The 26,023-nt window shown below is 67.3% G+C and carries 25 protein-coding genes; 19 read left to right on the top strand and 6 right to left on the bottom strand.

The features are described 5' to 3' along the window. The 4 genes from L810_RS37600 to L810_RS37585 form a co-directional block, all read left to right on the top strand. The coding region (locus L810_RS37600; protein WP_042977872.1) for a triphosphoribosyl-dephospho-CoA synthase at window positions 1–310 on the top strand (310 nt) is incomplete at its 5' end. Continuing rightward, entirely contained in the window at window positions 307–1,239 is a 933-nt protein-coding gene (mdcH, locus tag L810_RS37595; RefSeq protein WP_021163378.1) for a malonate decarboxylase subunit epsilon, read from the top strand. The genes L810_RS37600 and mdcH, both read left to right, overlap by 4 nt. A 105-nt stretch (window positions 1,240–1,344) precedes the next feature. Beyond that, window positions 1,345–1,866, top strand: coding sequence for a phospholipase D-like domain-containing protein (locus L810_RS37590; RefSeq protein ID WP_042977871.1), 522 nt, complete (start codon window positions 1,345–1,347; stop codon window positions 1,864–1,866). 125 nt (window positions 1,867–1,991) lie between these two features. After that, on the top strand, window positions 1,992–2,636 hold the full coding sequence (locus L810_RS37585) for a phosphoribosyltransferase (protein WP_021163376.1): 645 nt from the start codon (window positions 1,992–1,994) through the stop codon (window positions 2,634–2,636). 9 nt (window positions 2,637–2,645) lie between these two features. On the opposite strand, the gene L810_RS37580 is transcribed toward L810_RS37585, so the two are convergent. Beyond that, window positions 2,646–3,875, bottom strand: a complete 1,230-nt coding sequence (locus L810_RS37580) for a polyhydroxyalkanoate depolymerase (RefSeq protein ID WP_021163375.1) — start codon at window positions 3,873–3,875, stop codon at window positions 2,646–2,648. Window positions 3,876–4,046: 171 nt separating this feature from the next. Here L810_RS37580 and L810_RS37575 point away from each other — a divergent pair, with 171 nt between their 5' ends. Further along, the gene (locus L810_RS37575; protein WP_042977868.1) at window positions 4,047–4,676 is read left to right on the top strand and encodes a glutathione S-transferase family protein; all 630 of its coding nucleotides are present in this window, start codon (window positions 4,047–4,049) and stop codon (window positions 4,674–4,676) included. A gap of 173 nt (window positions 4,677–4,849) precedes the next feature. After that, a complete protein-coding gene (locus L810_RS37570) occupies window positions 4,850–5,056 on the top strand; it encodes a hypothetical protein (RefSeq protein ID WP_042977865.1) in 207 nt (68 codons plus the stop codon). Window positions 5,057–5,164: 108 nt separating this feature from the next. Here L810_RS37570 and proP read toward each other — a convergent pair whose 3' ends face one another. Further along, a complete protein-coding gene (proP, locus tag L810_RS37565; protein ID WP_021163373.1) occupies window positions 5,165–6,652 on the bottom strand; it encodes a glycine betaine/L-proline transporter ProP in 1,488 nt (495 codons plus the stop codon). Between the two features lie 539 nt (window positions 6,653–7,191). On the opposite strand from proP, the gene L810_RS37560 reads away from it, so the two are divergent. Continuing rightward, the gene (locus L810_RS37560; RefSeq protein ID WP_021163372.1) at window positions 7,192–7,524 is read left to right on the top strand and encodes a YnfA family protein; all 333 of its coding nucleotides are present in this window, start codon (window positions 7,192–7,194) and stop codon (window positions 7,522–7,524) included. 27 nt (window positions 7,525–7,551) lie between these two features. On the opposite strand, the gene dnaQ is transcribed toward L810_RS37560, so the two are convergent. The 3 genes from dnaQ to L810_RS37545 are packed head-to-tail and all read right to left on the bottom strand — an operon-like array spanning window position 7,552 to window position 9,576. Continuing rightward, a complete protein-coding gene (gene dnaQ / locus L810_RS37555; protein ID WP_021163371.1) occupies window positions 7,552–8,286 on the bottom strand; it encodes a DNA polymerase III subunit epsilon in 735 nt (244 codons plus the stop codon). Between the two features lie 37 nt (window positions 8,287–8,323). Further along, the gene (gene rnhA, locus L810_RS37550; protein ID WP_021163370.1) at window positions 8,324–8,767 is read right to left on the bottom strand and encodes a ribonuclease HI; all 444 of its coding nucleotides are present in this window, start codon (window positions 8,765–8,767) and stop codon (window positions 8,324–8,326) included. Then, a complete protein-coding gene (locus tag L810_RS37545) occupies window positions 8,764–9,576 on the bottom strand; it encodes a class I SAM-dependent methyltransferase (protein WP_027787882.1) in 813 nt (270 codons plus the stop codon). Before L810_RS37545 ends, rnhA begins: the two co-directional genes overlap by 4 nt. 18 nt (window positions 9,577–9,594) lie before the next feature. On the opposite strand from L810_RS37545, the gene gloB reads away from it, so the two are divergent. The 8 genes from gloB to L810_RS37505 all read left to right on the top strand — a co-directional run bounded on the left by gloB (window position 9,595) and on the right by L810_RS37505 (window position 20,076). Then, entirely contained in the window at window positions 9,595–10,401 is an 807-nt protein-coding gene (gene gloB, locus L810_RS37540) for a hydroxyacylglutathione hydrolase (protein WP_021163368.1), read from the top strand. A gap of 151 nt (window positions 10,402–10,552) precedes the next feature. After that, window positions 10,553–12,121 (top strand): transglycosylase SLT domain-containing protein, encoded by a 1,569-nt coding sequence (locus L810_RS37535; protein WP_042977861.1) that lies wholly within the window; start codon window positions 10,553–10,555, stop codon window positions 12,119–12,121. 157 nt (window positions 12,122–12,278) lie between these two features. After that, window positions 12,279–13,496 (top strand): MFS transporter, encoded by a 1,218-nt coding sequence (locus L810_RS37530; RefSeq protein WP_021163366.1) that lies wholly within the window; start codon window positions 12,279–12,281, stop codon window positions 13,494–13,496. A 365-nt stretch (window positions 13,497–13,861) separates the two neighbouring features. Beyond that, window positions 13,862–15,007 carry a glutamine-hydrolyzing carbamoyl-phosphate synthase small subunit gene (gene carA, locus L810_RS37525; protein ID WP_021163365.1) on the top strand — a complete coding sequence of 382 codons (1,146 nt, stop codon included), beginning with the start codon at window positions 13,862–13,864 and terminating at the stop codon, window positions 15,005–15,007. A 37-nt stretch (window positions 15,008–15,044) separates the two neighbouring features. Beyond that, window positions 15,045–15,704 (top strand): leucine efflux protein LeuE, encoded by a 660-nt coding sequence (gene leuE / locus L810_RS37520; RefSeq protein ID WP_021163364.1) that lies wholly within the window; start codon window positions 15,045–15,047, stop codon window positions 15,702–15,704. 49 nt (window positions 15,705–15,753) lie between these two features. Next, complete coding sequence (carB, locus tag L810_RS37515; protein WP_021163363.1) at window positions 15,754–19,008, top strand: carbamoyl-phosphate synthase large subunit; 3,255 nt, start codon at window positions 15,754–15,756, stop codon at window positions 19,006–19,008. Window positions 19,009–19,126: 118 nt separating this feature from the next. Beyond that, window positions 19,127–19,603 (top strand): transcription elongation factor GreA, encoded by a 477-nt coding sequence (gene greA / locus L810_RS37510; RefSeq protein ID WP_021163362.1) that lies wholly within the window; start codon window positions 19,127–19,129, stop codon window positions 19,601–19,603. A 14-nt stretch (window positions 19,604–19,617) separates the two neighbouring features. Beyond that, the gene (locus L810_RS37505; protein WP_021163361.1) at window positions 19,618–20,076 is read left to right on the top strand and encodes a DUF4149 domain-containing protein; all 459 of its coding nucleotides are present in this window, start codon (window positions 19,618–19,620) and stop codon (window positions 20,074–20,076) included. Between the two features lie 79 nt (window positions 20,077–20,155). Here L810_RS37505 and L810_RS37500 read toward each other — a convergent pair whose 3' ends face one another. Then, window positions 20,156–20,683 (bottom strand): YhbY family RNA-binding protein, encoded by a 528-nt coding sequence (locus tag L810_RS37500; RefSeq protein ID WP_021163360.1) that lies wholly within the window; start codon window positions 20,681–20,683, stop codon window positions 20,156–20,158. Between the two features lie 193 nt (window positions 20,684–20,876). On the opposite strand from L810_RS37500, the gene L810_RS37495 reads away from it, so the two are divergent. The 4 genes from L810_RS37495 (at window position 20,877) to glmM (ending at window position 25,960) form a co-directional block, all read left to right on the top strand. Further along, window positions 20,877–21,539, top strand: a complete 663-nt coding sequence (locus L810_RS37495) for an RlmE family RNA methyltransferase (RefSeq protein ID WP_021163359.1) — start codon at window positions 20,877–20,879, stop codon at window positions 21,537–21,539. Between the two features lie 166 nt (window positions 21,540–21,705). Continuing rightward, on the top strand, window positions 21,706–23,604 hold the full coding sequence (gene ftsH, locus L810_RS37490; protein ID WP_021163358.1) for an ATP-dependent zinc metalloprotease FtsH: 1,899 nt from the start codon (window positions 21,706–21,708) through the stop codon (window positions 23,602–23,604). 78 nt (window positions 23,605–23,682) lie between these two features. Then, window positions 23,683–24,576, top strand: a complete 894-nt coding sequence (gene folP / locus L810_RS37485) for a dihydropteroate synthase (RefSeq protein WP_042977875.1) — start codon at window positions 23,683–23,685, stop codon at window positions 24,574–24,576. 28 nt (window positions 24,577–24,604) lie between these two features. Continuing rightward, on the top strand, window positions 24,605–25,960 hold the full coding sequence (gene glmM, locus L810_RS37480) for a phosphoglucosamine mutase (protein ID WP_021163356.1): 1,356 nt from the start codon (window positions 24,605–24,607) through the stop codon (window positions 25,958–25,960). Window positions 25,961–26,023: the final 63 nt, after the last annotated feature.

Here is a 26,023-nt window from a genome sequence, read left to right as displayed (position 1 = left end):
AGGCGTGTGGCGCGGCGACCTGCCCGGCGACCCGGAAGCGGCGCGCGTCGACGCGTGTTTCGCGCTGATCGCCGCGCTCGACGATACGAACCTGCTGCACCGGGGCGGGCAGGACGGCCTCGAATTCGCGCAAGCAACCGCACGCGCGTTCGTTGCACGCGGCGGCGTGCGGGCGCGCGACTGGCGGCTACGCGCGGCCGCCGCGCATCGTGCGTTCGTCGCGCGCCGGCTGAGCCCGGGCGGCGCGGCCGACCTGCTCGCGATGAGCGTCTTCGTCGATGCGCTCGAAGCCGACGGAGGCGCGCGATGACGCTGGCCATCCTCTGTTCGGGACAGGGCGCGCAGCGCGCCGACATGTTCGACCTGACCGGCACCGCGCCGCAGGCCGATGCGCTGTTCGCACACGCCGGCCGCCTGCTCGGCGACGATCCGCGCGCGTGGGTGCGGCAGGCCGGGCCGGACGCGCTGCGTGAAAACCGTGCCGCGCAGATCCTCTGCACGGTCCAGGCGCTCGCGGCTTCCGCGCTGCTCGATGCGGTGTGGCCGCGCCGGCGCTGCGTCGCCGGCTACAGCGTCGGCGAAGTCGCGTCGTGGAGCGTCGCGGGGATGATCGAGCCGGACGCCGCGCTCGACCTGGCCGATGCGCGCGCGCGTGCAATGGATGCCGCGAGCGGCGGCGACGAGCGGATGGTGTTCGTGCGCGGCCTGACGCGCGCTCGGCTTGCGCGATTGTGCGACGGCCGCGACGCGGCGATCGCGATCGCGAACCCGGGCGACGCGTTCGTGGTCGCGGGGCGCCAGCCCGATGTCGATGCGGTGGCCGACGACGCGTCGCGCGACGGTGCGCTGCGCGTCGCGCCCGTCTGCGTGCGGATCGCGTCGCACACGCGCCGGCTCGCCGCGGCCGTGCCGGTGTTTCGCGCGTCGCTCGCCGCGGCTCACGTGCGGCGGCCGTTGCCCGGCACGCGGCTCTTTTCGGGTATCGACGGCGCGTCGGTGCTCGACGTCGACGCGGGACTCGACAAGCTGGCCCGGCAGATCGCGGAGCCGGTCGAGTGGGCGGCCTGTCTTGCCGCGTGCGTGGAGGCCGGTGCGACCGCGTTCCTCGAGCTCGGCCCCGGCCGCGCGCTGGCCGAGATGGCCGGTAGCGCATATCCCGCGCTGCCGGCGCGCAGCCTCGCGGATTTCCGTTCCGTCGACGGCGTCGCGAGCTGGCTCGCGCGTGTCGCGGCGGGCTGACCGACGGCCCGGAAGACCCTCGCCGGAGTCGCCTTTCGCACTGTGTGTTGCGCCGGCGCAGCAGCCTTGCAGCCGGCGCTTGCCACACGAATTGGCGTCGCTAAAATGGCGCCCGCCATGAGACCAGCCGCCTTCCTTCTCGCCGCGCTCTGCTGCGCGGCGAGCGCCCACGCCAGCCAGATTCCGTCCGACGCCGCATCGGTCGGCACATACTTTTCGTATGACAATGCGGCGGCCGACGCGACCGTCGACCTGATCGAGCAGGCGCAGCGTCGCGTGTTGCTGGCCGGCTATACGCACGTGCCGCCGGCGGTCGCGAGCGCGCTGCGCGCGGCCCGCTCGCGCGGGATCGAGGTGCGTGTCGTGCTCGTGCGGTCGCCGCACGCGGGCCGGTACAGCGGTGCGGGCTATCTGAAATCGTCGGGTATCGACGTGGCGATCGAGTCGCGGCACGGCGATCCTGCGCCGCGCTTCGTGATCGTCGACGACAGCGTCGCGCTGACGACGCTGTCCGAAGGGGCGGCTGCGCATGCGGAAACGGTGAACGTGTTCCGGCGCGCGCCCGAGCTCGCGCAATCCTATGCGCAGTCGTTCTGGCGGCTGTACCGGCAGGCCGGCGGCCTCTGACCCTTTCCTTCGGTGCCCCGCGCGCCGGTATGACCCTGCTTGCATCGGCGCCGACGATGAACCATGCTCGTTGACAGGCGCCGGCGCGGGTTTCGCGCATCCGGCGCAACGGCAGGGAGCCGAACGTGTTCGAGTGTTTTGCCGATCGCACCGATGCCGGCTGCCGGCTGGCCGACGCGTTGCGCGATTATGCGGGCCGCGGCAATGTCGTCGTGCTCGCGTTGCCGCGCGGCGGCGTGCCCGTCGCGTATCCGGTCGCCTGTGCGCTGCACGCGCCGCTCGACGTGCTGGTCGTACGCAAGCTCGGCGTGCCGTCCGATCCCGAGCTCGCGATGGGCGCGATCGCGACGGGCGGTGCGATTCATCTGCAGCGTTCGGTGCTCCGCTCGATGAGCGTGTCCGACGCGCAGCTCGCCGATGTGATCGCGCGCGAGACGGTCGAACTGCATCGCCGCGAGGCGTTGTATCGCGGTACCGCGCCGCCGCTGCCAGTCGAGGGGCGCATTGCGATCGTCGTCGACGACGGCGTCGCGACCGGCGCGTCGATGCGCGTCGCGCTGCAGACGTTGCGCGAGCGTCACCCGGCGCGCATCGTCGCGGCTGCGCCGGTCGCGCCGGCGGGCGCGCGGCACGCGTTCGACGACCTGGCCGATGCCTTCGTCACGCTCTGGCAGCCGCTGCCGTTCTTCGGGATCAGCCAGTTCTACGCGCGCTTCGAGCAGACGAGCGACGACGAGGTACGCGCATTGCTGGACGCGGCCCGGCCCTGAGACACGGCATCACGTGCGCCTGATGCGGCGCGGGCGGGGGCGGGGGTGAGGGCGGCGTGTTTCGGCCCACGCGAACAGGCGCTGCAGCATCGGATGGACCTCCCCGCGCCAGCGCACCCCGGTAAACAACCCGTAGTGATCGCAGTCGCCGATGTCGACGCGGTAGCGCTCGTCGTCGGCGAGGCCGCTGCACATGTCGAGCGCTGCATGCGTCTGGCCGGCGCCCGTGACCGCGTCGCATGCGCCTTCGACGGTCAGCAGTGCGACGCCGCGCAGCGCGGCCGGCTCGACGCGCTGCCCACCCACGTCCCAGGTACCGACCGCGAGGCTCATGCGCTGGAACACGATGTCGATCGTGTCGAGGAAATACTCGGCCGGCATGTCGAGCAGCGCCGTGTATTCGAGCAGCGCACGCCGTGCGCCGGCGAGCCCGGTCATGTCGAAGCGCGACGCGGCCAGCGCGTACGCTTCGATCAGCGACAGGAAGCGCTGCGGGTACACGAGCGCGATCTCGCCCTGCTGCAGATAGGTGGGAAACACGTGGCGGCCATGCCCCGCGAAACCCGGCGGCACGACATCGATCAGGTGGCGGCGGCACCAGCCCAGCGAATGGGCCGCGGCGGCGGTGCCGAGCGCACTCGGATTCCGGCGCGCGTCGAGCGGGCCGCCGATCAGCGTGACGCTCGCGGGCGGCGCGAGGCCGCGAGCGGCGCGCAGCGCGAGCGCGCCGAGCACCGGCACGGTTGCCTGGCACACGGCGACGACATGCAGCGGCCGGTCGTCGTGCGCGAGCCCGTCGACGAAGCCGTCGAGCGTCGCGACATATTCGTCGAGCCCGAAGCGGCCCGCCGCGAGCGGCACGTCGCGCGCATTGCGCCAGTCGGTCACGCAGACGTCGCCGTCCGCGAGCAGCGTCTCGACGGTTTCCCGCATCATCACGGCCGCATGCCCGGCGAGCGGCGCACACAGCAGTACCGTGCGCCGCGCATCGACGCGCGTGAAGCGCCGCAGGTCGCAGAACGGCGTGCGCGCGACGATGTGCTCGCCGACGGCCGGCCACCCGATGTCGAAGTGCGGGGGCTCGCCCGGCGGCCCGAGCAGCGGCTCGAACAGGTCGTCGTAGCACGACGATGCGGCGTGCGGCAGCGTCGCCGCGGGCCACGCGTCGAACGCATGCCGCGTGGCCGCGCGCCAGGCGCGCATCCATTCCCGCTGCTGCTCGACGAGGGCGTACCACATGGCGAACCTTGGGGCGGAAGGGGCGTGAACTTGCATTATGGTCACTGTGGCCGGACAACGTGAGCCCCGCGTGCGGCCGGCTGATGCGCATCAAACGCACGGGGGCGCTAGGCGAAGCCCTGCGGCGCTGCTACAGTCGTCGATCCCATACCCTCAAGCGGAGCGTTTGCGATGAAGCTGATCGGCATGCTGGATTCCCCGTTCGTGCGCCGTGTCGCCATTTCGGCGAAGCTGCTCGACCTCCCGTTCGAACACGAGTCGATCTCGGTGTTCCGTCATATCGAGCAGTTCAGGGCGATCAATCCGGTCGTCAAGGCGCCGACGCTCGTGACCGACGACGGTGCGACGCTGATGGATTCGTCGCTGATCGTCGATTATCTGGATCATCGGGTCGCGCCCGAGCGGCGGCTGCTGCCCGAGGATGCCGCCGCGCGCCTGAACACGCTCGTGCCGGTCGGTTTTGCGCTGGCGGCCGCCGAGAAGAGCGTGCAGGTGGTCTGCGAGCTGGCGCTGCGTCCGGCCGACAAGCAGCACGCGCCGTGGCTCGAGCGCGTGCTGAGCCAGATCGAGGGCGCGTACGGTGCACTGGAGCCGCTCGTCGCCGCCGCGAACGGCTGGTTCGGCGGCGCGCGCCTGCTGCAGTCCGACGTGACGGTGGCGGTCGCATGGCGCTTCACGCAGTTCATGGCGGCCGACTACCCGGTGCTCGCGCGGATCGATCCGGCCCGTTATCCGGCGCTCGCCGCGCATTCCGCGCGGGCGGAAGCGCTGCCGGCCTTCGTCGAAACGCCGCTCGCGTAGGCCCGCCGGCGGGCCATCCGGCTGCTGCGGGCCGCTGCCGGCTGCCCGCCGGGCCTTGCCAGGCAAGCGTCGGCCGATTGTTCTCCGCGGCTGACAAGTGACTTCGCATTCGCGCGGTTTATCCGGCGGGCGCCGATCCCTAGAATCCACTCCATCGAATGACGCCTTGCCTGATGGAGCTGATGATGCGAACCCTGATCGAATCGAGCCTGTACCACCCGTCCGTCGTGTTGCCGCTTGCCGCGCTGACGCAGTTGATGGTCGAGCGCGATTTCAATCTCGGTCAGGTCGGGCTGATCGTCGCGACGCGTGGTGCACAGGCGGCCGTGTCGCGATCGCGCGCACTGCTGTTCTGCCGCCATTGCGAAGCGCAAGCATGAACGCGTACGCGGCGAGGAGATGAAAAAAAGCCCGGCCGGCGCGAGCCGGTCGGGCGGATCGGATTCGATCGAGCCCCGGCTTCGGCCGGGGTTTTTCATGGGCGATGCTCAGGCGCGTGCGGTCGACACGGCAGGGTACATGCCCGAATCGTCGTCCTCGCGCATCTGGCGCACGAGCTGGTGCGCTTCGCGGCGCGTCGCGACGGCCGGCGGCGAGCCCTTGAGCGGCTGGCGTGCGGTTTCGGCGAGCGCGACGACCGACACGATGCCGATCACGGCGGCGCCCATCATGTAGTACGCGGGCATCATCAGGTTGTGCGTGACGTCGACGAGCCACGCGGTGACCAGCGGCGTCGTGCCGCCGAACAGCGACACCGACACGTTGAAGCCGATTGCGAGCGCGCCGTAGCGGATCTCGGTCGGGAACAGGGCCGGCAGCGCCGACGGCATCACGCCGGTAAAGCACGACAGCAGCACGCCGAGGATCAGCAGGCCGCTGAACACCGATGCCGTGGTGCCGGCATGGATCAGCATCATCGACGGAATCGACAGCACGAGCAGGCCGACGCAGCCGGCGAGCATCACGGGCTTGCGGCCGATCCGGTCGGACAGGCGGCCGGCGGCGAGCGTCAGCGGCATCATCAGCACCATCACGATCAGCACGAGCACGAGGCTGTGCGATTCGTCGAAATGCAGCGTCGACGACATGAAGCTCGGCAGGTACGACAGCACCATGTAGTCGGTCACGTTGAAGATCAGCACGAGGCCGACGCACAGCAGCAGTGCACGCCAGTTGCGCATCAGCGTTTCGCGGAAGCGCGCCTTCGGCACGGCCTTGTCCTGCGCTTCGCGCTCCTCCGCCTGGCGCTTGAACGCCGGCGTTTCCTCGAGCTTCATCCGGATGTACAGGCCGATCAGGCCGAGCGGGCCGGCGATCAGGAACGGCACACGCCAGCCCCACGACAGCAGCGCCTCCTGCGACAGCGACGCGGTGAGCAGCGCGACGACACCGGCACCCATCACATAGCCGATCAGCGTGCCGAATTCGAGGAAGCTGCCCATGAAGCCGCGGCGCTTGTCGGTCGAGAACTCGGCGATGAAGGTGGCCGCGCCGCCGTATTCGCCGCCGGTCGAGAAACCCTGCACGAGACGGGCGACGAGCAGCAGCACGGGGGCCATGATGCCGATCGACGCGTAGCTGGGGATCAGGCCGATCGCGAAGGTGCCGACGGCCATCATGATCATCGTGGCGGCGAGCACGCGCTGGCGGCCGATGCGGTCGCCGAGCGGGCCGAACACCATGCCGCCGAGCGGGCGCACGAGGAAGGCGGCCGCGAACGTGCCGAAGGTGGCGAGCAGCTGCGCGGACGGGCTGCTGGACGGAAAGAACACCTTGCCGAGCGTGACGGCGATGTAGCTGTAGACGCCGAAGTCGAACCATTCCATCGCATTGCCGATGGCCATCGCGCTGACGGCGCGCTTGAGCAGGCTCTGGTCGACGACGGTGATGTCGTCCGCGACGAGCGGGGCTTCGCCGGACGACGAAGCGGAGGAAGAGGCAGCGGTCGGGCTGACGTGTGTTGCGGTCAAGGTCATGCACTCCTTTGACTGCGCCGAACGGGCGGGCCGTCCGACACGGTTTGCCGGCGAGCGCGGTATCGCGTGCGGCGCGTCGGGGCAGACCATTAAGCACTTACTGCACAAGCGGCGGTAAAGGGCCGTAAGGGGCTGCTTCGACGCGGGCCCGATGGGCCGTCGCGACAGTGCGCTCATGAAGAATGGGCCGCGTGATGCAAGCGGCAGATGCCGGTGCGGACGATGTCCGGCGTTCCGGCAAGCGCCCCGGAGGGGCAACGAAACGAGAAAAGCGGGCCTGTCGGGCGGGCTTTCCTGTGGGTGCAATTTCGGTCGAAGGGCCGGCCCGCAACGCGCGGACGGACTTCTCTCGAAATCGAATAGACAGAGATTGAATGTTGAAACAGGCGACATGATAGCACGATGACGGACGATCGTGCAAATTGCCGGGAAACGCCCGTCTGGCGGGGCGTTCGGCGGGGGCGGCTCGGGTATGATCGGCGGCGCGCGGGGGGGCCGTGCCGCCTCGCGGTGACGGGGGCGAATTCACGAGGAACCGGATGACCGAACTGATGAGGATCGCGGCGTTGTTCGCCGCCACCGCGCTGGCCGAAATCGTCGGCTGTTACCTGCCGTGGCTCGTGCTGAAGGAGGGGCGGCCGGTGTGGCTGCTGCTGCCGGCCGCGCTGTCGCTCGCGTTGTTCGCGTGGCTGCTGACGCTGCACCCGAGTGCGGCGGGGCGCACCTATGCGGCGTACGGCGGCGTGTACATCGCGGTGGCGCTGGTCTGGCTGCGGGTGGTCGACGGCGTCGCGCTGACCCGCTGGGACGTGGCCGGCGCGGCACTCGCGCTCGGCGGAATGGCGGTCATCGCGCTGCAGCCGCGCGGGTGAGCGCGGCCGCGGCGCGTGCCGCGTGTTTCAGGCCGCTTCGGCGGCGCCCGCGTCGGCGGACAGGCGCCATACGCAGGTGCCCTTGACCGACTTGTCGAGCTCGTCGAGCTGCGCCTGGTGCGCGGCGAGCTCGTCGTCGCTCGCGGCCACCACGGCCAGGTCGAGCGCGGCGAGCGACACGCGCTGGCCGTTTGCCGCGCCGCCGTCGGCACCCACGTCGTCGAGCATGTCGATCACGAGGCTGTCCTGGCCGCGCGTCATCGCGAGATAGACCTCGGCGAGCAGTTCCGAGTCGAGCAGTGCGCCGTGCAGCGTACGGTGCGCGTTGCTGATGCCGAAGCGGTCGCACAGCGCGTCGAGCGAGTTGCGCTTGCCGGGGAACATCTGCTTGGCCTGCACGAGCGTGTCGATCACGCCGCCGCAATGTTCGGTGAACGGCGGCAGGCCGAGCCGCGCGAATTCCGCGTCGAGAAAGCCAAGGTCGAACGGCGCATTGTGGATGATCAGCTCGGCGTCCTTCACGAAGTCGCGGATCTGGTCGGCGACTTCCGCGAATTTCGGCTTGTCGCTGAGGAATTCGGTCGTGAGGCCGTGCACCGCCAGCGCGCCCGGATCGCTGTCGCGCTCGGGGTTCACGTAGAAGTGCAGGTTGTTGCCGGTGAGCCGCCGGTTCAGCAGCTCGACGCAGCCGATTTCGATGAGGCGGTCGCCCGTGCGGGCGTTCAGGCCGGTGGTTTCGGTATCGAGAATGATCTGGCGCATGTCGGGGAAAACGTAGGAAACAGGGGGCGGCCCGCGTTCAGGCCGTGAGCGATTCGACGCCGCGATTCGCGAGCGCATCCGCGCGCTCGTTTTCGGGATGGCCCGCGTGGCCCTTGACCCAGCGCCACTCGACCTCGTGCTGCGCGACGAGCGCGTCGAGCCGCTTCCACAGGTCGGCGTTCTTCACGGGCGTCTTCGCCGCGGTGACCCAGCCTTTCTTCTTCCAGCCGTGGATCCACTCGCTGATGCCTTTCTGCACGTATTGCGAATCGGTGTGCACGATCACCTGGCACGGCCGCTTCAGCGCTTCGAGCGCGGCGATCACGCCCATCAGCTCCATGCGGTTGTTGGTCGTGTTCGGCTCGCCGCCGAACAGCTCCTTTTCCTTGTCGCCGTAGCGCATCAATGCGCCCCAGCCGCCGGGGCCGGGGTTGCCCTTGCAGGCGCCGTCGGTATAGATGTCGATCGTATCGATTGTCATGAATGTTCTTGATGGGTGGTCGGGGAGGCCGCCGGCGTCAGGCCCGGTGCGAGCACGGGTTTCTTCATCCGGATCTGGCCGACGAGGCGCATGCCGCGCACGCGCTTGACGGCCGTCACCATGTAGACGGCGCCGAAGATCGGCCACCAGCGGTCGCCGGCGGCTTCCATGAAGCCGTAGCGGGCCAGCCACTTGTCGGTGACGAGCGGCGGCCGGTAGCAGCCGAAGCGGCCGCGTTCGAGGTCGAAGCCTAGCAGCTTGATCCAGTCCTTGAGCCGGATGAATGCGATCTGGTCGCGCGTGGCCGGCACGAACGGACGGTTCGCCATGCGCCCGAACGATTGCCGCATCCCCCACAGGCTGAGCGAATTGAAACCGGTGATCACGAGCTGACCTTCCGGCATCAGCACGCGCTCGGCCTCGCGCAGCAGGCGGTGCGGATCGGACGTGAATTCGAGCGTGTGCGGCATCACGATCAGGTCGACGCTCTGCGACTCGAACGGCAGGTCGAGCAGGTCGCACCAGGTCGTGCTGCGATCGGCGGGCGCATGCTCGGGCGAATGGGCTTCGCGGGCCCACGGATATTGATAGGGCGCGCTCGCGCCGCTCGCCGGGTCGAGCACGAGGCCGCGATACGGCATGCGGTTCTCGCGCAGCGCGTCGAGTTGCGGCAGGCCGAGCTGCAGCGCGTGGAACCCGAAGACGTCGGACACGATCCGGTCGAGCTGCGCCTGCTCCCAGCCCAGCACGTAGCGGCCGGGAGGCGAGTCGGTCCAGGCGGGCCAGTCTATAATTTGACGGTCAGACATAACGATGATTGCGCGCCCATGAACGAGCTGGAATACGTGCCGGTTCCGGCATTCGATGACAACTATATCTGGCTCGTCTCGGACGGCCGCGATGCGATCGCCGTCGATCCGGGTGAAGCCGCGCCGGTGCGCCGGGTTCTTGCCGAACGAGGCTGGCGGTTGACCGCTATTTTACTCACGCACCATCATGCCGACCACGTCGGCGGTGTCGCGGCACTGCGCGATAGCCAACCGGACGATGCTCCGCTCGCGGTTTACGGCCCCGCGGCCGAGGCGATCGGCGTGGTCACGCGGCCGCTGGCAGGCGGCGATCGCGTGACGCTCGACGCACCGTCCGTCGCCTTCGACGTACTCGACGTGCCCGGTCACACGCGCGGCCACATCGCCTATTTCCAGGCGGCCGGGCCGCGCAACGCGGCGCCGCACGTGTTCTGCGGCGACACGCTGTTCTCGTGCGGCTGCGGGCGCCTGTTCGAGGGCACGCCCGCGCAGATGCTCGCGTCGCTCGACGCGCTCGCCGCACTGCCGGGCGACACGCGCGTGCATTGTGCCCACGAATACACGCTGTCCAATATTCGCTTCGCGCTCGCATGCGAGCCCGGCAATGCGGCGCTCGCTGCGTGGCGCGACGAAGCGCAGGCGCTGCGCGCGCGCGGCGTGCCGACGCTGCCTACTACGATTGCTCACGAGCGTGCCGTTAACCCGTTCATGCGGTCGGACAGCGCGGCGATTCATGCCACGCTCGAGGCCGAGTTGCATGAAACGGTGCCGGATCGTCTGACGGCATTCACGCTGATGCGCGAGTGGAAAAACCGGTTCCGATGACGATTTCCGGAGGACTCCAAAGCTCAAGCGGTGTCTGTAAAAATTGCTCCAAATGTAGGATTTCGCTGAGTTTTCGGTGTTTTTATTGACGTGAAGCACGCACTTCCGTAGTATCGCCTGCAATTTCCAGCCGTCGGAAGCCGAGATTTTCATGCGACTTATATTGAGTGCGATGGTGGTTCTGCTGCTCGCCGCTTGTGCGAGCCAGGCCCCTGTCGCCAACAACGCCGCCGATTCGCAGGCGACGTCCAACTACCTCCGTAAATCAGCCACCGCCAAAGAAACTGTCGACGTCGACAAGCAATCCGTCGGCGACCTGACCAGTGCAGACTCCGATCTCTGGGGGCGCATCCGCCGCGGCTTCCAGATGCCCGACCTGCAGAGCGACCTCGTCGACATGCAGACGACCTGGTACACGCAGCGGCCCGACTACGTGCAGCGCATGACCGAGCGCTCGCAGAAGTACCTGTATCACATCGTCGAGGAGCTCGAGGCGCGTCACATGCCGACCGAGCTCGCGCTGCTGCCGTTCATCGAGTCCGCGTACAACCCGCAGGCGCTGTCGGTCGCGAAGGCGGCCGGCATGTGGCAGTTCATGCCCGGCACGGGCCGTACCTACAACCTGAAGCGCAACATGTGGCAGGACGAGCGCCGCGACGTGCTCGCGTCGACGAGCGCCGCGCTCGACTACCTGTCGCGTCTGCATGACATGTTCGGCGACTGGTATCTCGCGCTGGCCGCGTACAACTGGGGCGAGGGCAACGTGCAGCGTGCGATCGCGCGCAACCAGGCGGCCGGCCTGCCGACCGACTACCAGAACCTGCGGATGCCGAACGAGACGCGTAATTACGTGCCGAAGCTGCAGGCGGTGAAGAACATCATCGCGAGCCCGCAGCAGTATGGCCTGACGCTGCCGGACATCCCGAACCACCCGTATTTCGTGACGGTCACGACGTCGCGCGACATCGACGTGGCGGTCGCCGCGAAGCTCGCGAACCTGTCGCTCGACGAATTCCGCTCGCTGAACCCGTCGTTCTCGAAGCCGGTGATCCTCGGCGCGACCGAGCCGCAGATCCTGCTGCCGTTCGACAACGCGTCGGCGTTCGAGAAGAACCTGAAAGCCTACAATGGCCAGCTTTCGTCGTGGACCACCTATACGGTCAGCGAACGCGCACGGCCGGCCGCGATCGCCGAGAAGATCGGCGTGGACGCCGATACGCTGATGTCGATCAACAAGATTCCGGCCGGCATGCGCCTGAAGCCGGGCTCGACGATCGTCGTGCCGCGCGGCGATGACGACGACGAGGACATCAGCGCCGACGTCGCCGAAAACGGCGCGCTCGCGATGGAACCCGATGTGCCCGACACGCGCAAGATGCTGATCCGCGTGCGCCGCAAGCAGTCGATGGCGGCGATCGCCGGCCGCTATGGCGTGTCGGTCGGCCAGCTCAAGGCGTGGAACCGCACGCACCGCGATCTCGTGATGCCGGGCCAGGCGCTCGTGCTGCACGTGCCGGTCGGCCGTTCGGTGCCGGCGGAGCCCGGTCCGGAACGGATCGCGACGTCGGCCGCCGGTGCGCACATCGAGCGCGCGAGCCTGGCGGTGGGCGGCAAGTCGCATGGCGCGAAGCGCGGCGCGGCGAAACCGGCGGCCAAATCGACGAAAGCGACGAAAGCGGCGCCGGCCAAGGCCGCAACGCAAAAGGGCAAGAAGAAGTAACGCAGTTGCGAGCGCGTCGCGCGGCCGGCCCGGTTCGTGCGATTGCGTTATCATCCGACGAAATGCGATGAAACGCCGTCACCGAGGTGACGGCGTTTTTGTTTGTGCGCGGCGCGGGGGTGCCGCCTTGAATGCCTTCATATAACAAGGAGAGACGATGTCGTCGGTGCAGGTGAGGGTGCTCGCGCTGTTTTCGGTCGGGTATTTCGTGTCGTATGTGTTTCGCGGCGTCAATCTGGGCTTCGCGCCGTTCGTCACGCACGAGCTCGGGTTGTCGGCCGCGGATCTCGGCCTGCTCACGAGCCTTTATTTTCTCGGCTTCGCGGGCGCGCAGATCCCGGCCGGCGTGATGCTCGATCACTTCGGCCCGCGCCGCGTGACGGCCGGCATGCTGCTGTTCGCGGCCGCCGGTGCGGCCGTGTTCGGCGCCGCGCACAGCCTCGGCACGATGATGGTCGGCCGGCTGCTGATCGGCGTCGGCGTGTCGGTGTGTCTCGGCGCGGCGTTCAAGGCGCTCGCGCAGCATTTCCCGGTCGGCCGGCTACCGCTCGTGAACGGTCTCGTGATGGCCGTGGGCGGCCTCGGCGGCGTGATGGTCGGCTCGCCGCTGACCTGGCTGCTCGGCTGGACGAGCTGGCGCGCGATCTGTTTCGGCCTCGCGGTGCTGACGGTGGCCGTCGCGGCGTCGATCGGCCTGGGCGCGCCGGAGGCGAAGCAGGTGCGTCACCAGGGTGGGCTCGTCAGCCAGTTCAAGGGCACGTGGCATATCCTGGGCAGCCGTGCGTTCTGGAAGATCTCGTCGTTCTCCGTCGTCACGCAGGGGGTGTTCTACGCGATGCAGTCGCTGTGGGTCGGGCCGTACCTGCGCGACGTCGCGGGGTTCGATGCGCCGCATGCGGCGCGCCTCGTGTCGGTGCTCGGCTTCGCGATGATGGCCGGCTGCGTCGGCTTCGGCGCCGCGGCGCGCGTGCTCGAGCGGCGCGGCGTGTCCGTGTACGCGTTCTGCGGCATCGGCATGGCGTTGTTCGTCGCGACGCAGGCTGCGATCGTGGCGCGCGTGCCGTTGCCGCCTGCCGTTCTGTGGGCCGCATACGGAATGTTCGGCGGCGTCGGCATCCTGACCTACGCGGTGATGGCCGGGCATTTTCCCGCGCATCTGATCGGCCGCGCGAACACGACGCTCACGCTCGTGATCTTCCTGCTGATCTTTGCGTTCCAGATCGGTGTCGGCGCGGTGCTGTCGCACTGGCCCGCGGTCGACGGGCGCTATCCGGCCGCCGCGCACTTCACCGCATGGGGCGTGTTGCTCGCGCTGCAACTCGCGAGCGCGGTCTGGTACGTATGGCCCGCGCGCGGCGCTGGCCAAGTGCACTGATCCGGCGGTACGCTCGGGGCAGGGCGGCCGCGTAAAACGGGGCCGCAGCGCGCTGCTTCGCGTCGCCGCGCGTCGCGCACGCACGATCGGACGGCCATATCAATTGAAGATAAGGTCATTTTCAGGCTATAATTTGAAAGTTTGTGCTGATCAACCTCGCACCCTAGCGCCTACCTCATACATCCCGTTCATCCGCCGCACGCCGCCTGCCGGGCGATGCCGCGAAGCCTCGTGCGCCACGCGCCGGGTTCGCGTCACGACAACGCAGGCCGCGTCCAGCAAGCGACCACGCGCGCCCACGCAGCGCGGCGCTCGCGCGGCAGGGTAAACAGGTCGGCAGCAGGGTGTTCCCCAAGGAGCCTCCCGTGTTGCCGTCTTTTACTCCCGCCTTGCTTGCACTCGCCGACGGCACGGTCTTTCGTGGTTATTCGATCGGGGCCGAAGGCCACACGATCGGCGAAGTCGTGTTCAATACCGCGATCACCGGCTATCAGGAAATCCTGACTGACCCGAGCTACTCGCGCCAGATCGTCACGCTCACCTATCCGCATATCGGCAACGTCGGCGTCAACGCCGAAGATGTCGAAGCCACGAAAGTCCATGCCGCCGGCCTGATCATCCGTGATCTGCCCACGCTCGCATCGAACTTCCGCATGGACCGCACGCTCGGCGACTACCTGCGCGACGAAGGCGTCGTCGCGATCGCCGGCATCGACACCCGCAAGCTGACCCGCATCCTGCGCGACAAGGGCGCGCAGAACGGCTGCATCCTGACGGGCTCGGGCGACGAAGCGAAGGCGATCGAACTCGCGCGCTCGTTCCCGGGTCTCGCGGGCATGGATCTCGCGAAGGTCGTGTCGACCACGAAGCCGTTCGAGTGGAAGCAGACCGAATGGCGCCTCGAAGGCGGCTACGGCATGCAGGAAGCGCCGAAGTACCGTGTCGTCGCGTACGATTTCGGCGTCAAGTACAACATCCTGCGCATGCTCGCGGAACGCGGCTGCCACGTGACGGTGCTGCCGGCCGAGGCGAGCGCGGAAGATGCGCTCGCGCTGAATCCGGACGGCATTTTCCTGTCGAACGGCCCCGGCGATCCGGAACCGTGCGACTACGCGATCGCGGCCACGAAGCAGTTCATCGAGCGCGGCGTGCCGACCTTCGGCATCTGCTTGGGTCACCAGATCATGGGCCTCGCGGTCGGCGCGAAGACGCTGAAGATGAAGACGGGCCACCACGGCGCGAACCACCCGGTGAAGGATCTCGGCGACGGCCGCGTGGTGATCACGTCGCAGAACCACGGCTTCGCGGTCGATGCGGATTCGCTGCCGGCCAACGCGCGCGTGACGCACGTGTCGCTGTTCGACGGCACGCTGCAGGGCTTCGAGCTGACCGACAAGCCGGCATTCTGCTTCCAGGGCCACCCGGAAGCGTCGCCCGGCCCGCACGACATCGGCTATCTGTTCGACCGCTTCACCGCGCTGATGGACGCGGCGAAGCAGCGCAACGCTTAACGCAACCGACGCAACCGAAGGACGGGAGATTCGCATCATGTTCGGCCACGCACTCGGCATCACGGATATCTGGACCTACGTGTTCGGCGTGATCTTCATCATCCTGCTGCCGGGGCCGAACTCGATGTACGTGCTGTCGCTCGCGGCGCAGCGCGGCGTGAAGGCCGGCTATCGCGCGGCGTGCGGCGTGTTCGTCGGCGACACGGTGCTGATGGTGCTGTCCGCCGCCGGCGTCGCGTCGCTGCTGAAGGCGAACCCGCTGCTGTTCTCCGTCGTCAAGTACGGCGGCGCCGCGTATCTGCTCTACATCGGCACCGGCATGCTGCGCAGCGCGTGGCAGAAGCTGCGCGCGCGCGCCGATGCGCCGGCCGATGCACCGCCCGCGGTCGACGGCGAGCGTCCGTTCCGCAAGGCGCTGATCGTGAGCCTGCTGAATCCGAAGGCGATCCTGTTCTTCATCTCGTTCTTCATCCAGTTCGTCGACCCGGCATTCCCGCATCCCGCGCTGTCGTTCGTCGTGCTCGGGGCGATCGCGCAATGCGCGAGCTTCCTGTACCTGAGCACGCTGATCTTCGCGGGTGCGCGGCTCGCCGAGCACTTCCGCCGCCGCCGCAAGCTTGCAGCAGGCGCGGCGAGCAGCGTGGGCGGCCTGTTCATCGGTTTCTCGGTGAAGCTCGCGCTCGCCACGATGAGCTGAGCGCAGCCGGCCGACCCACGACAACGATTACTTATTGAATTCACAAGCCATGCCAAAACGCACAGACATCAAGAGCATCCTCATCATCGGCGCCGGCCCGATCATCATCGGCCAGGCGTGCGAGTTCGACTATTCGGGCGCGCAGGCTTGCAAGGCGTTGCGTGAGGAGGGCTACAAGGTCGTTCTCGTCAACAGCAACCCGGCGACGATCATGACCGACCCGAACACGGCCGACGTGACCTACATCGAGCCGATCACGTGGGAAGTCGTCGCACGCATCATCGAGAAGGAGCGCCCGGACGCGATCCTGCCGACGATGGGCGGCCAGACCGCGCTGAACTGCGCGCTCGACCTGCACCACCACGGCGTGCTCGAGAAGTTCGGCGTCGAGCTGATCGGCGCGTCGCCGGAAGCGATCGACAAGGCGGAAGACCGCCAGAAGTTCAAGGAAGCGATGACCAAGATCGGTCTCGGTTCCGCGAAGTCGGGCATCGCGCACTCGATGGAAGAAGCGACCCAGGTGCACGCCGAGATCATGGCCGGCACCGGCGGCAGCGGCTACCCGGTCGTGATCCGTCCGTCGTTCACGCTCGGCGGCTCGGGCGGCGGCATCGCGTACAACCGCGAAGAGTTCGAGGAGATCTGCAAGCGCGGTCTCGACCTGTCGCCCACGCGCGAGCTGCTGATCGAAGAGTCGCTGCTGGGCTGGAAGGAATACGAGATGGAAGTCGTGCGCGACCGCGCCGACAACTGCATCATCGTCTGCTCGATCGAGAACCTCGACCCGATGGGCGTGCACACCGGCGACTCGATCACGGTCGCGCCGGCGCAGACGCTCACCGACAAGGAATACCAGATCCTGCGTAACGCATCGCTCGCGGTGCTGCGCGAGATCGGCGTCGACACGGGCGGCTCGAACGTGCAGTTCTCGATCAACCCGAAGGACGGCCGCATGGTCGTCATCGAAATGAACCCGCGCGTGTCGCGTTCGTCGGCGCTCGCGTCGAAGGCTACCGGCTTCCCGATCGCGAAGGTCGCGGCGAAGCTGGCCGTCGGCTACACGCTCGACGAGCTGAAGAACGAAATCACCGGCGGCCAGACGCCGGCGTCGTTCGAGCCGACCATCGACTACGTCGTCACGAAGATCCCGCGTTTCGCGTTCGAGAAGTTCCGTGAAGCCGACTCGCGCCTGACCACGCAGATGAAGTCGGTCGGCGAGGTGATGGCGATCGGCCGTACGTTCCAGGAATCGTTCCAGAAGGCGCTGCGCGGCCTCGAAGTCGGTGTCGACGGTCTCGACGAGAAGTCGACCAACCGTGACGAGATCGCGATCGAGATCCACGAGCCGGGCCCGGACCGCATCTGGTACGTCGGTGATGCGTTCCGCATCGGCATGACGGCCGAGGAAATCTTCGCGGAAACCGCGATCGACCCGTGGTTCCTCGAGCAGATCGAGCAGATCATCCTGAAGGAAAAGGCGCTCGCAGGCCGCACGCTCGCATCGCTGACGTTCGACGAGCTGCGCTACCTGAAGCAGAGCGGCTTCTCCGACCGCCGCCTCGCGAAGCTGCTCGGCGCGACGCCGGAAGACGTCCGCAAGCGCCGCATCGAACTCAACGTGCGTCCGGTCTACAAGCGCGTCGACACGTGCGCGGCCGAGTTCGCGACGAAAACCGCGTACATGTACTCGACCTACGAGGAAGAGTGCGAGGCGCAGCCGACCACCAACAAGAAGATCATGGTGCTGGGCGGCGGCCCGAACCGGATCGGCCAGGGCATCGAGTTCGACTACTGCTGCGTGCACGCGGCGCTCGCGATGCGCGAGGACGGCTACGAAACGATCATGGTCAACTGCAACCCGGAAACGGTGTCGACCGACTATGACACGTCCGACCGCCTGTACTTCGAGCCGCTGACGCTCGAAGACGTGCTCGAGATCGTCGACAAGGAAAAGCCGGTCGGCGTGATCGTCCAGTACGGCGGCCAGACGCCGCTGAAGCTCGCGCTCGACCTCGAGGCGCACGGCGTGCCGATCGTCGGCACGTCGCCGGACATGATCGACGCGGCCGAAGACCGCGAACGCTTCCAGAAGCTGCTGCAGGACCTCGGCCTGCGCCAGCCGCCGAACCGCACCGCGCGCGCCGAAGACGAAGCGCTCGCGCTGGCCGACGAAATCGGCTATCCGCTGGTCGTGCGTCCGTCGTACGTGCTGGGCGGCCGCGCGATGGAAATCGTCCACGAGCCGCGCGACCTCGAGCGCTACATGCGCGAGGCCGTGAAGGTGTCGAATGATTCGCCGGTGCTGCTCGACCGCTTCCTGAACGATGCGATCGAGTGCGACGTCGACTGCATCTGCGACGGCGAAGCCGTGTTCATCGGCGGCGTGATGGAGCACATCGAGCAGGCGGGCGTCCACTCGGGCGACTCGGCATGCTCGCTGCCGCCGTACTCGCTGTCGAAGGAGACCGTGGCCGAACTGAAGCGTCAGACGGGCGCGATGGCGAAGGCGCTGAACGTGGTCGGCCTGATGAACGTGCAGTTCGCGATCCAGCAGGTGCCGCAGGCTGACGGTTCGAAGCAGGACATCATCTACGTGCTGGAAGTGAACCCGCGCGCATCGCGCACGGTGCCGTACGTGTCGAAGGCGACCAGCCTGCCGCTCGCGAAGATCGCGGCGCGCGCGATGGTCGGCCAGAAGCTCGCGCAGCAGGGCGTGACGAAGGAAGTCGAGCCGCCGTACTTCAGCGTGAAGGAAGCGGTGTTCCCGTTCGTCAAGTTCCCGACCGTCGACCCGGTCCTCGGCCCTGAAATGCGTTCGACCGGCGAAGTGATGGGCGTCGGCCAGACGTTCGGCGAAGCGCTGTTCAAGTCGCAGCTCGCGGCCGGTTCGCGCCTGCCGGAGTCGGGCACGGTGCTGCTGACCGTGATGGATGCGGATAAACCGAAGGCGGTCGAAGTCGCGCGCATGCTGCACGACCTCGGCTACCCGATCGTCGCGACGAAGGGCACGGCTGCCGCGATCGAAGCGGCCGGCGTGCCGGTGAAGGTCGTGAACAAGGTGAAGGACGGCCGTCCGCACATCGTCGACATGATCAAGAACGGCGAGATCGCACTCGTGTTCACGACCGTCGACGAAACGCGCCAGGCGATCGCCGATTCGCGTTCGATCCGCATGAGCGCGCAGGCGCACAAGGTCACGTACTACACGACGATGTCGGGCGCGCGCGCGGCCGTCGAAGGCTTGCGCTACCTGAAGGATCTGGAAGTCTATGATTTACAAGGTCTTCACGCTCGCCTAAACTAAGCAGTCAGTTACCTGTCGAAGCAACACGTGCCGCGATTAGGCGGTGTTTCCAGTGCATCGGAAACGCGCTTAATCGCGGTGATTTTTTTTATAGCCGTTTTTAGCGATTGAGCCGTTTATGAGCACCATTCCGTTGACAAAGCGTGGCGCAGAGCAACTGCGCGATGAATTGCAGCGCCTCAAGTCCGTCGAGCGGCCGGCCGTGATCAACGCGATCGCGGAGGCCCGCGCACAGGGCGACCTGTCCGAAAACGCCGAATACGATGCCGCGAAGGAAAAGCAGGGCTTCATCGAGGGTCGTATCGCGGAAATCGAATCGAAGCTGTCGGCCGCGCAGGTCATCGATCCGACCGTGCTCGACGCCGAAGGCCGCGTGGTTTTCGCATCGACCGTCGAACTCGAGGATCTCGAGTCGGGCGACACCGTCAAGTACCAGATCGTCGGCGACGACGAAGCCGATATCGATCACGGCCTGATCTCGGTCAGCTCGCCGATCGCGCGTGCGCTGATCGGCAAGTCCGAAGGCGACGTCGCGGCCGTCCAGGCGCCGAGCGGCGTGCGCGAATACGAAATCATCTCGGTCAGCTACATCTGAAGCGGGGCGACACGATGCCGCATCGCGTGTTCCGTCTGCTGTCGGCCGTGTGGGTCGGCAGCCTGCTGACGATCGGGTATGCGGTCGCGCCCGTGCTGTTCAAGACGCTGGAGCGGATGACGGCCGGTTCGGTCGCCGCCCAGCTGTTCCGTATCGAGGCGATCCTCGGTGTCGTATGTGGCGTGCTGCTGCTCGCGCTGTCGAACCAGCAGGTTCGACGCGGCAGCAGCGAATATCGCCGCGTGCGCTGGGTCGTCGCCGCGATGGTCGTATGTGTGCTGGTCGGGTATTTTGCGCTGCAGCCGTTCATGAACGCGCTGCGGGTCGCCGCGATGGACGCGGGCACCGATATCGCGAATTCGCCGTATGCGAGCCGCTTCGGGATGCTGCACGGCGTCTCGAGCGTGTTCTACCTCGTCGAGAGCGTACTGGGGCTGATGCTGATCTGGCGTCTGCCGGCGCGCGACGCCTGACGCGTGTGCCGCGCAGGCCCGGTCGATGCCGGGCCCGCGGGCAGGGTGGCGGGACGGCGCAGCCGTGCCGCCCCGATGCTTACTTGTCCTGGTACGGCCGCTTGGTGCTGGCCTGGCGCTTTTTCGCACGCTTCACGGTACCGCCCGCCGTCACGCGCTCGTTGCCGCGCACCGTGACCTTGACCGGCCGCGGACGGCGCACGGGGCTCGCGTTCGGCGACACCTTGACGACCTTGACGGTGCGCGGGGCACGGCCTTTCTTGTCGTCCACGGCTTCGGCCGCGCTCGGCAGCGTGCCGGCACGACGGCCGCGGGCCGGGGCCGCAACGGCGGCTTCGGGCTTCCAGATCACCAGCAGCTTGCCGATGTGCTGGATCGGCGCCGCGCTCAGGCGATCGCAGATCTCGTCGTAGATCGCGATGCGCTCGTCGCGCTCGTCGCCGAACACGCGGATCTTGATCAGTTGGTGCGCGTCGAGGTGCACCTTGATTTCCTTCAGCACGGCGTCGGTCAGCCCTTCGGCGCCGATCAGCACGACGGGCTTGAGCGCATGGGCCTGGGAGCGCAGCGCGGAGCGCTCGGCGGGAGAAAGCGAAAGGGCGGGCATGGAAATGTCGAAATCTAAATAAGGGCGCGCTGACTGAAAAGCGATCGCGGGTAGTTACCGCGTCAGCCGTGCGCCGAAACCACGTAAAATCGCGGCTTGGGCCCGAAAAGGGGCCGCAGCCGCGCGAAGAAGACGCGTATTATCCGCTAAAAGCGCGGCTTCACGAAGCAATTGGCAGCAATCTCTCTTTCGAATGGCAAAAAACCGCTTCAACCAGCACTGGCTGCACGACCACATCAACGACCCCTACGTCAAAATGGCGCAGCGGGAGGGCTATCGCGCGCGCGCCGCGTACAAGCTGAAGGAAATCGACGAGCAGGACAAGCTGATCCGTCCGGGCCAGGTGATCGTCGATCTCGGCGCGACGCCGGGCAGCTGGAGCCAGTATGCCCGCAACAAGCTCGCGCAGGGCAAGAAGCGCGATGCGGAGCGCGAAGGCGGCATCGACGGCACGATCGTCGCGCTCGACATCCTGCCCATGGAGCCGATCGCCGACGTCCACTTCCTCCAGGGCGACTTCCGCGAGGATGACGTGCTTCACCAGCTCGAGGAATTGCTCGAAGGTCGCGCGGTGGACCTTGTTATTTCCGACATGGCCCCCAACCTCTCCGGCGTGGCCTCGGCGGACGCGGCGCGCATCGAGCATCTCTGCGATCTGGCGCTCGAATTCGCGCAGAACCATCTGAAGCCGGATGGTGCGTTGCTCGTGAAATGTTTCCACGGCAGCGGCTACAGCCAGATCGTCGAGAAATTCAAACAGCAGTTTAAGACCGTCGCGCCGCGCAAGCCGAAGGCGTCCCGCGACAAATCGTCCGAAACGTTCATTTTGGGTCGGCATCTGAAACGTCCGCGCTGATGCGCGGCGGGGTGCCGCAAACGGGCTCCGGCCCTTGCCAGACAAGCGAAGCGCTATCGCGGCGGTTGTCAATGCTTATGGCGAGGGTGGTCGGACTGGATTAGAATGACCGAGGGGCGCCGCAAGGAAAATGTAGGCGCTCGTCTACGAGTGAAGGAGTGGTGCTTTGAACAACAATATGTTTTCGAAGGCAGCGGTGTGGCTGGTGATCGCACTGGTGCTGTTTACGGTGTTCAAGCAGTTCGACAAGCCCCGCGTCCAGGAAGGCGTGTCCTATTCGCAGTTCATGGACGACGCCAAGAACGGCAAGGTCAAGAACGTCATCGTTCAGGGGCGCAACCTCACCGTCACTCCGGCTGATGGCCAGAAATACCAGATCGTGTCGCCCGGCGACATCTGGATGGTTGGCGATCTGATGAAGTACGGCGTGCAGGTCAGCGGCAAGGCCGACGACGAGCCGAATGCGCTGATGTCCGCGCTGTACTACCTCGGGCCGACGATCCTGATCATCGTGTTCTGGTTCTACATGATGCGGCAGATGCAGGGAGGCGGCAAAGGCGGCGCGTTCTCGTTCGGCAAATCCCGCGCGCGGCTGATCGACGAGAACAACAACGCGGTGAACTTCTCCGACGTCGCGGGCTGCGACGAAGCGAAGGAAGAAGTGTCCGAGCTCGTCGACTTCCTGCGCGATCCGCAGAAATTCCAGAAGCTCGGCGGCCGCATTCCGCGCGGCGTGCTGCTCGTCGGCCCTCCGGGTACCGGCAAGACGCTGCTGGCCCGCGCAATCGCGGGTGAAGCGAAAGTGCCGTTCTTCAGCATCTCGGGTTCGGACTTCGTCGAAATGTTCGTCGGCGTCGGCGCGGCCCGTGTGCGCGACATGTTCGAGCAGGCGAAGAAGCATGCACCGTGCATCGTGTTCATCGACGAAATCGACGCGGTCGGCCGTCATCGCGGCGCCGGCATGGGCGGCGGCAACGACGAGCGCGAACAGACGCTGAACCAGATGCTCGTCGAGATGGACGGCTTCGAGGCGAACTCGGGCGTGATCGTGATCGCCGCAACCAACCGTTCCGACGTGCTCGACAAGGCGCTGCTGCGTCCGGGCCGTTTCGACCGCCAGGTCTACGTCGGCCTGCCGGACATCCGCGGCCGCGAACAGATCATGCGCGTGCACCTGCGCAAGGTACCGATCGCGAACGACGTCGATGCGGCAGTCATCGCGCGCGGCACGCCGGGCTTCTCGGGCGCCGATCTCGCGAACCTCGTGAACGAGGCCGCGCTGTTCGCCGCACGCCGCGGCAAGCGCATCGTCGAGATGCAGGATTTCGAGGACGCGAAGGACAAGATCTTCATGGGTCCGGAGCGCAAGTCGGCGGTGATCCGCGAGGAAGCGAAGCGTGCGACCGCTTATCACGAGTCGGGCCACGCGGTGATCGCGAAGCTGCTGCCGAAGGCCGACCCCGTGCACAAGGTCACGATCATTCCGCGCGGTCGCGCGCTGGGTGTCACGTGGCAGTTGCCGGAGCATGACAACGAAACGTACTCGAAGGACTACCTGATGGACCGCCTCGCGATCCTGTTCGGTGGCCGGGTGGCGGAAGAGTTGTTCATGAACCTCGTCAGCACCGGTGCGTCGGACGACTTCAACAAGGCAACCCAGACGGCGCGCGCGATGGTCGCCCGTTTCGGCATGACCGATGCGCTCGGGCCGATGGTCTACGTCGACGACGAAAACGATGCATCGCCGTTCGGCCGTGGCTTCACGCGCACGATTTCGGAAGCGACGCAGCAGAAGGTCGATTCGGAAATCCGCCGCGTGCTCGACGAACAGTACGGCCTTGCGCGCCGCCTGCTCGAAGAAAACCGCGACAAGGTCGAAGCGATGACCGCCGCGCTGATGGAGTGGGAGACGATCGATGCCGATCAGATCAACGACATCATGGAAGGCCGTCCGCCGCGTTCCCCGAAGAGCTCGCCGGCTGTCGGCGGCGATTCGTCGGGTGGCGGCAGCAGCGCCGAGGTGAAGGCCGGCAACGCACCGGCGCCTGCTTCGCCGGCGGCATAATCTCCGCTCTTTAGCACCGTTCACGGGCTGGTGTGTCTTCACACCGGCCCGTTTTGCATTCATTCACGCCAGTTGCCCGTGTCCGATTCCGCTGTTTCCCCCCAAATTCCCGCGCCGCTCCTGTGCGGCCGCTTCGAACTGACGTTCGAGCGCCCGCTCGTGATGGGCATTCTCAACGCCACGCCCGATTCGTTCTCCGACGGCGGCCGCTTCCTCGCGCGCGACGATGCGCTGCGCCAGGCCGAGCGGATGATTGCCGAAGGCGTCGATCTCCTCGATATCGGCGGCGAATCGACGCGCCCCGGCGCACCGCCGGTGCCGCTCGACGAGGAACTCGCGCGCGTGATCCCGCTTGTCGAAGCGCTGCGCCCGTTGAACGTGCCGCTGTCGATCGATACCTACAAGCCGGCCGTGATGCGCGCGGCACTGGCCGCAGGCGCCGACCTGATCAACGACATCTGGGGGTTCCGCCAGCCGGGCGCGATCGACGCGGTGCGCGAGGGCAATTGCGGGCTGTGTGCGATGCACATGCTCGGTGAGCCGCAAACGATGCAGGTCGGCGAACCCGATTACGGCGACATCGTGACCGACGTGCGCGATTTTCTCGCCGCACGCGCGCAGGCATTGCGCGACGCGGGGATTGCGCCCGAGCGGATCTGCGTCGATCCCGGTTTCGGGTTCGGCAAGGCGGTCGTCGAAGACAACTATGCACTCCTGGCCGCACTGCCTGAAACGGCGCCCGCGCGGCCCGACGGGCGCGCGTATCCGATACTCGCAGGCATGTCGCGCAAGTCGATGCTCGGCGCGGTGATCGGCGGCAAGCCGCCGATGGAGCGCGTCGTGGCGAGCGTGGCGGCCGCATTGTGCGCGGTCGAGCGTGGGGCGGCGATCGTGCGCGTGCACGATGTCGCGGCGACGGTCGATGCGTTGAAAATCTGGAATGCCGTGCGCGAAGCCGCGCGGCAACGATAAGTCAGAAGACGAAGGAGGAAGATTCGCTATGGGACGTCGATATTTCGGCACGGACGGCATTCGCGGCACGGTGGGCGAGGCACCCATCACGCCGGATTTCGTGTTGCGTCTCGGCTACGCGGCCGGCAAGGTACTGGCCAGCTCGGCCGATGGCGCGGCAGGCTCGCGGCCGACCGTGCTGATCGGCAAGGACACGCGCGTGTCGGGTTACATGCTCGAAGCCGCGCTTGAAGCAGGGTTCTCGGCGGCGGGTGTCGACGTGATGCTGGCCGGCCCGATGCCGACGCCAGGGGTTGCCTACCTGACGCGCGCGCTGCGCCTGTCGGCGGGCGTCGTGATCAGCGCATCGCACAATCCGTATCGCGACAACGGGATCAAGTTCTTCTCCGCTGACGGCAACAAGCTGCCGGACGACACCGAAGCCGCGATCGAAGCGTGGCTCGACAAGCCGCTCGAATGCGCATCGTCCGACGGTCTCGGCAAGGCGCGCCGCCTCGACGATGCGGCCGGCCGCTACATCGAATTCTGCAAGAGCACGTTCCCGGCCGCGTTCGACCTGCGCGGGCTGAAGCTCGTGATCGACTGCGCGCACGGTGCCGCGTACCAGATCGCGCCGCACGTGTTCCACGAACTCGGCGCGGACGTGATCCCGATCGGCGTCGCGCCGAACGGCTTCAACATCAACGACGGCGTCGGCGCGACCGCGCCGGACGCGCTGGTGCGCGCGGTGCGCGCGAACCACGCCGATCTCGGCATTGCGCTCGACGGCGATGCGGACCGCCTGCAGGTCGTCGACGCGACCGGTCGCCTGTACAACGGCGACGAACTGCTCTACGTGCTCGTGAAGGACCGGATCGCGACGGACGGCAAGGTGGAGGGTGCGGTCGGCACGCTGATGACGAATCTCGCCGTCGAAGTCGCGCTGCAGCGCGCGGGCGTGAAGTTCGTGCGGGCGGCGGTCGGGGATCGCTACGTGCTCGAGCAGTTGCGCGAGCACGGCTGGCAACTCGGCGCGGAAGGCTCGGGCCACATCCTGTCGCTCGATCGCCACTCGACCGGCGATGGCATCGTGTCGGCGCTGCTCGTGCTGGCTGCACTGAAGCGCAGCGGCCAGACCCTCGCGCAGATGCTCGACGGCGTCACGCTGTTCCCGCAGAAGCTGATCAACGTGCGGATGAAGCCGGGTGCCGACTGGAAGGGCAGCACGTCGATTCGCGCAGCGATCGACGCAGCCGAAGCCGCGCTCGCCGGCAGCGGCCGTGTGCTGATCCGCGCATCGGGCACCGAGCCCGTGTTGCGCGTGATGGTCGAAGCGCAGCAAGCGGCCGACGCGGTTCGCCATGCGGAGACGATCGCCGACGCGGTGCGCGCGGCGACGGCCTGACGCGCAGGCCCGGCGCGAGGGCGGTCGGACGCCCGCGCGCCGGCGTTCCGTTGAACCGGCATG

Origin of the sequence: Burkholderia sp. AU4i (genome assembly GCF_000466765.1) — a bacterium.
Taxonomy (GTDB): domain Bacteria; phylum Pseudomonadota; class Gammaproteobacteria; order Burkholderiales; family Burkholderiaceae; genus Burkholderia; species Burkholderia cepacia.
This window is presented reverse-complemented; position numbering and strand designations above follow the sequence as displayed.

Excerpts from the sequence above, each read along its gene's own strand:
- L810_RS37500 (WP_021163360.1), bottom strand. The coding sequence starts at position 20,683 with ATGCCCGCCCTTTCGCTTTCTCCCGCCGAGCGCTCCGCGCTGCGCTCC.
- mdcH (WP_021163378.1), top strand. The coding sequence starts at position 307 with ATGACGCTGGCCATCCTCTGTTCGGGACAGGGCGCGCAGCGCGCCGAC.
- L810_RS37545 (WP_027787882.1), bottom strand. The coding sequence starts at position 9,576 with ATGTCTGACCGTCAAATTATAGACTGGCCCGCCTGGACCGACTCGCCT.
- L810_RS37575 (WP_042977868.1), top strand. The coding sequence starts at position 4,047 with ATGAAGCTGATCGGCATGCTGGATTCCCCGTTCGTGCGCCGTGTCGCC.
- L810_RS37530 (WP_021163366.1), top strand. The coding sequence starts at position 12,279 with ATGTCGTCGGTGCAGGTGAGGGTGCTCGCGCTGTTTTCGGTCGGGTAT.
- L810_RS37560 (WP_021163372.1), top strand. The coding sequence starts at position 7,192 with ATGACCGAACTGATGAGGATCGCGGCGTTGTTCGCCGCCACCGCGCTG.
- L810_RS37495 (WP_021163359.1), top strand. The coding sequence starts at position 20,877 with ATGGCAAAAAACCGCTTCAACCAGCACTGGCTGCACGACCACATCAAC.
- dnaQ (WP_021163371.1), bottom strand. The coding sequence starts at position 8,286 with ATGCGCCAGATCATTCTCGATACCGAAACCACCGGCCTGAACGCCCGC.
- gloB (WP_021163368.1), top strand. The coding sequence starts at position 9,595 with ATGAACGAGCTGGAATACGTGCCGGTTCCGGCATTCGATGACAACTAT.
- L810_RS37570 (WP_042977865.1), top strand. The coding sequence starts at position 4,850 with ATGGAGCTGATGATGCGAACCCTGATCGAATCGAGCCTGTACCACCCG.
- L810_RS37505 (WP_021163361.1), top strand. The coding sequence starts at position 19,618 with ATGCCGCATCGCGTGTTCCGTCTGCTGTCGGCCGTGTGGGTCGGCAGC.
- L810_RS37580 (WP_021163375.1), bottom strand. The coding sequence starts at position 3,875 with ATGTGGTACGCCCTCGTCGAGCAGCAGCGGGAATGGATGCGCGCCTGG.
- L810_RS37535 (WP_042977861.1), top strand. The coding sequence starts at position 10,553 with ATGCGACTTATATTGAGTGCGATGGTGGTTCTGCTGCTCGCCGCTTGT.
- L810_RS37590 (WP_042977871.1), top strand. The coding sequence starts at position 1,345 with ATGGCGCCCGCCATGAGACCAGCCGCCTTCCTTCTCGCCGCGCTCTGC.
- carB (WP_021163363.1), top strand. The coding sequence starts at position 15,754 with ATGCCAAAACGCACAGACATCAAGAGCATCCTCATCATCGGCGCCGGC.
- leuE (WP_021163364.1), top strand. The coding sequence starts at position 15,045 with ATGTTCGGCCACGCACTCGGCATCACGGATATCTGGACCTACGTGTTC.
- proP (WP_021163373.1), bottom strand. The coding sequence starts at position 6,652 with ATGACCTTGACCGCAACACACGTCAGCCCGACCGCTGCCTCTTCCTCC.
- rnhA (WP_021163370.1), bottom strand. The coding sequence starts at position 8,767 with ATGACAATCGATACGATCGACATCTATACCGACGGCGCCTGCAAGGGC.
- greA (WP_021163362.1), top strand. The coding sequence starts at position 19,127 with ATGAGCACCATTCCGTTGACAAAGCGTGGCGCAGAGCAACTGCGCGAT.
- glmM (WP_021163356.1), top strand. The coding sequence starts at position 24,605 with ATGGGACGTCGATATTTCGGCACGGACGGCATTCGCGGCACGGTGGGC.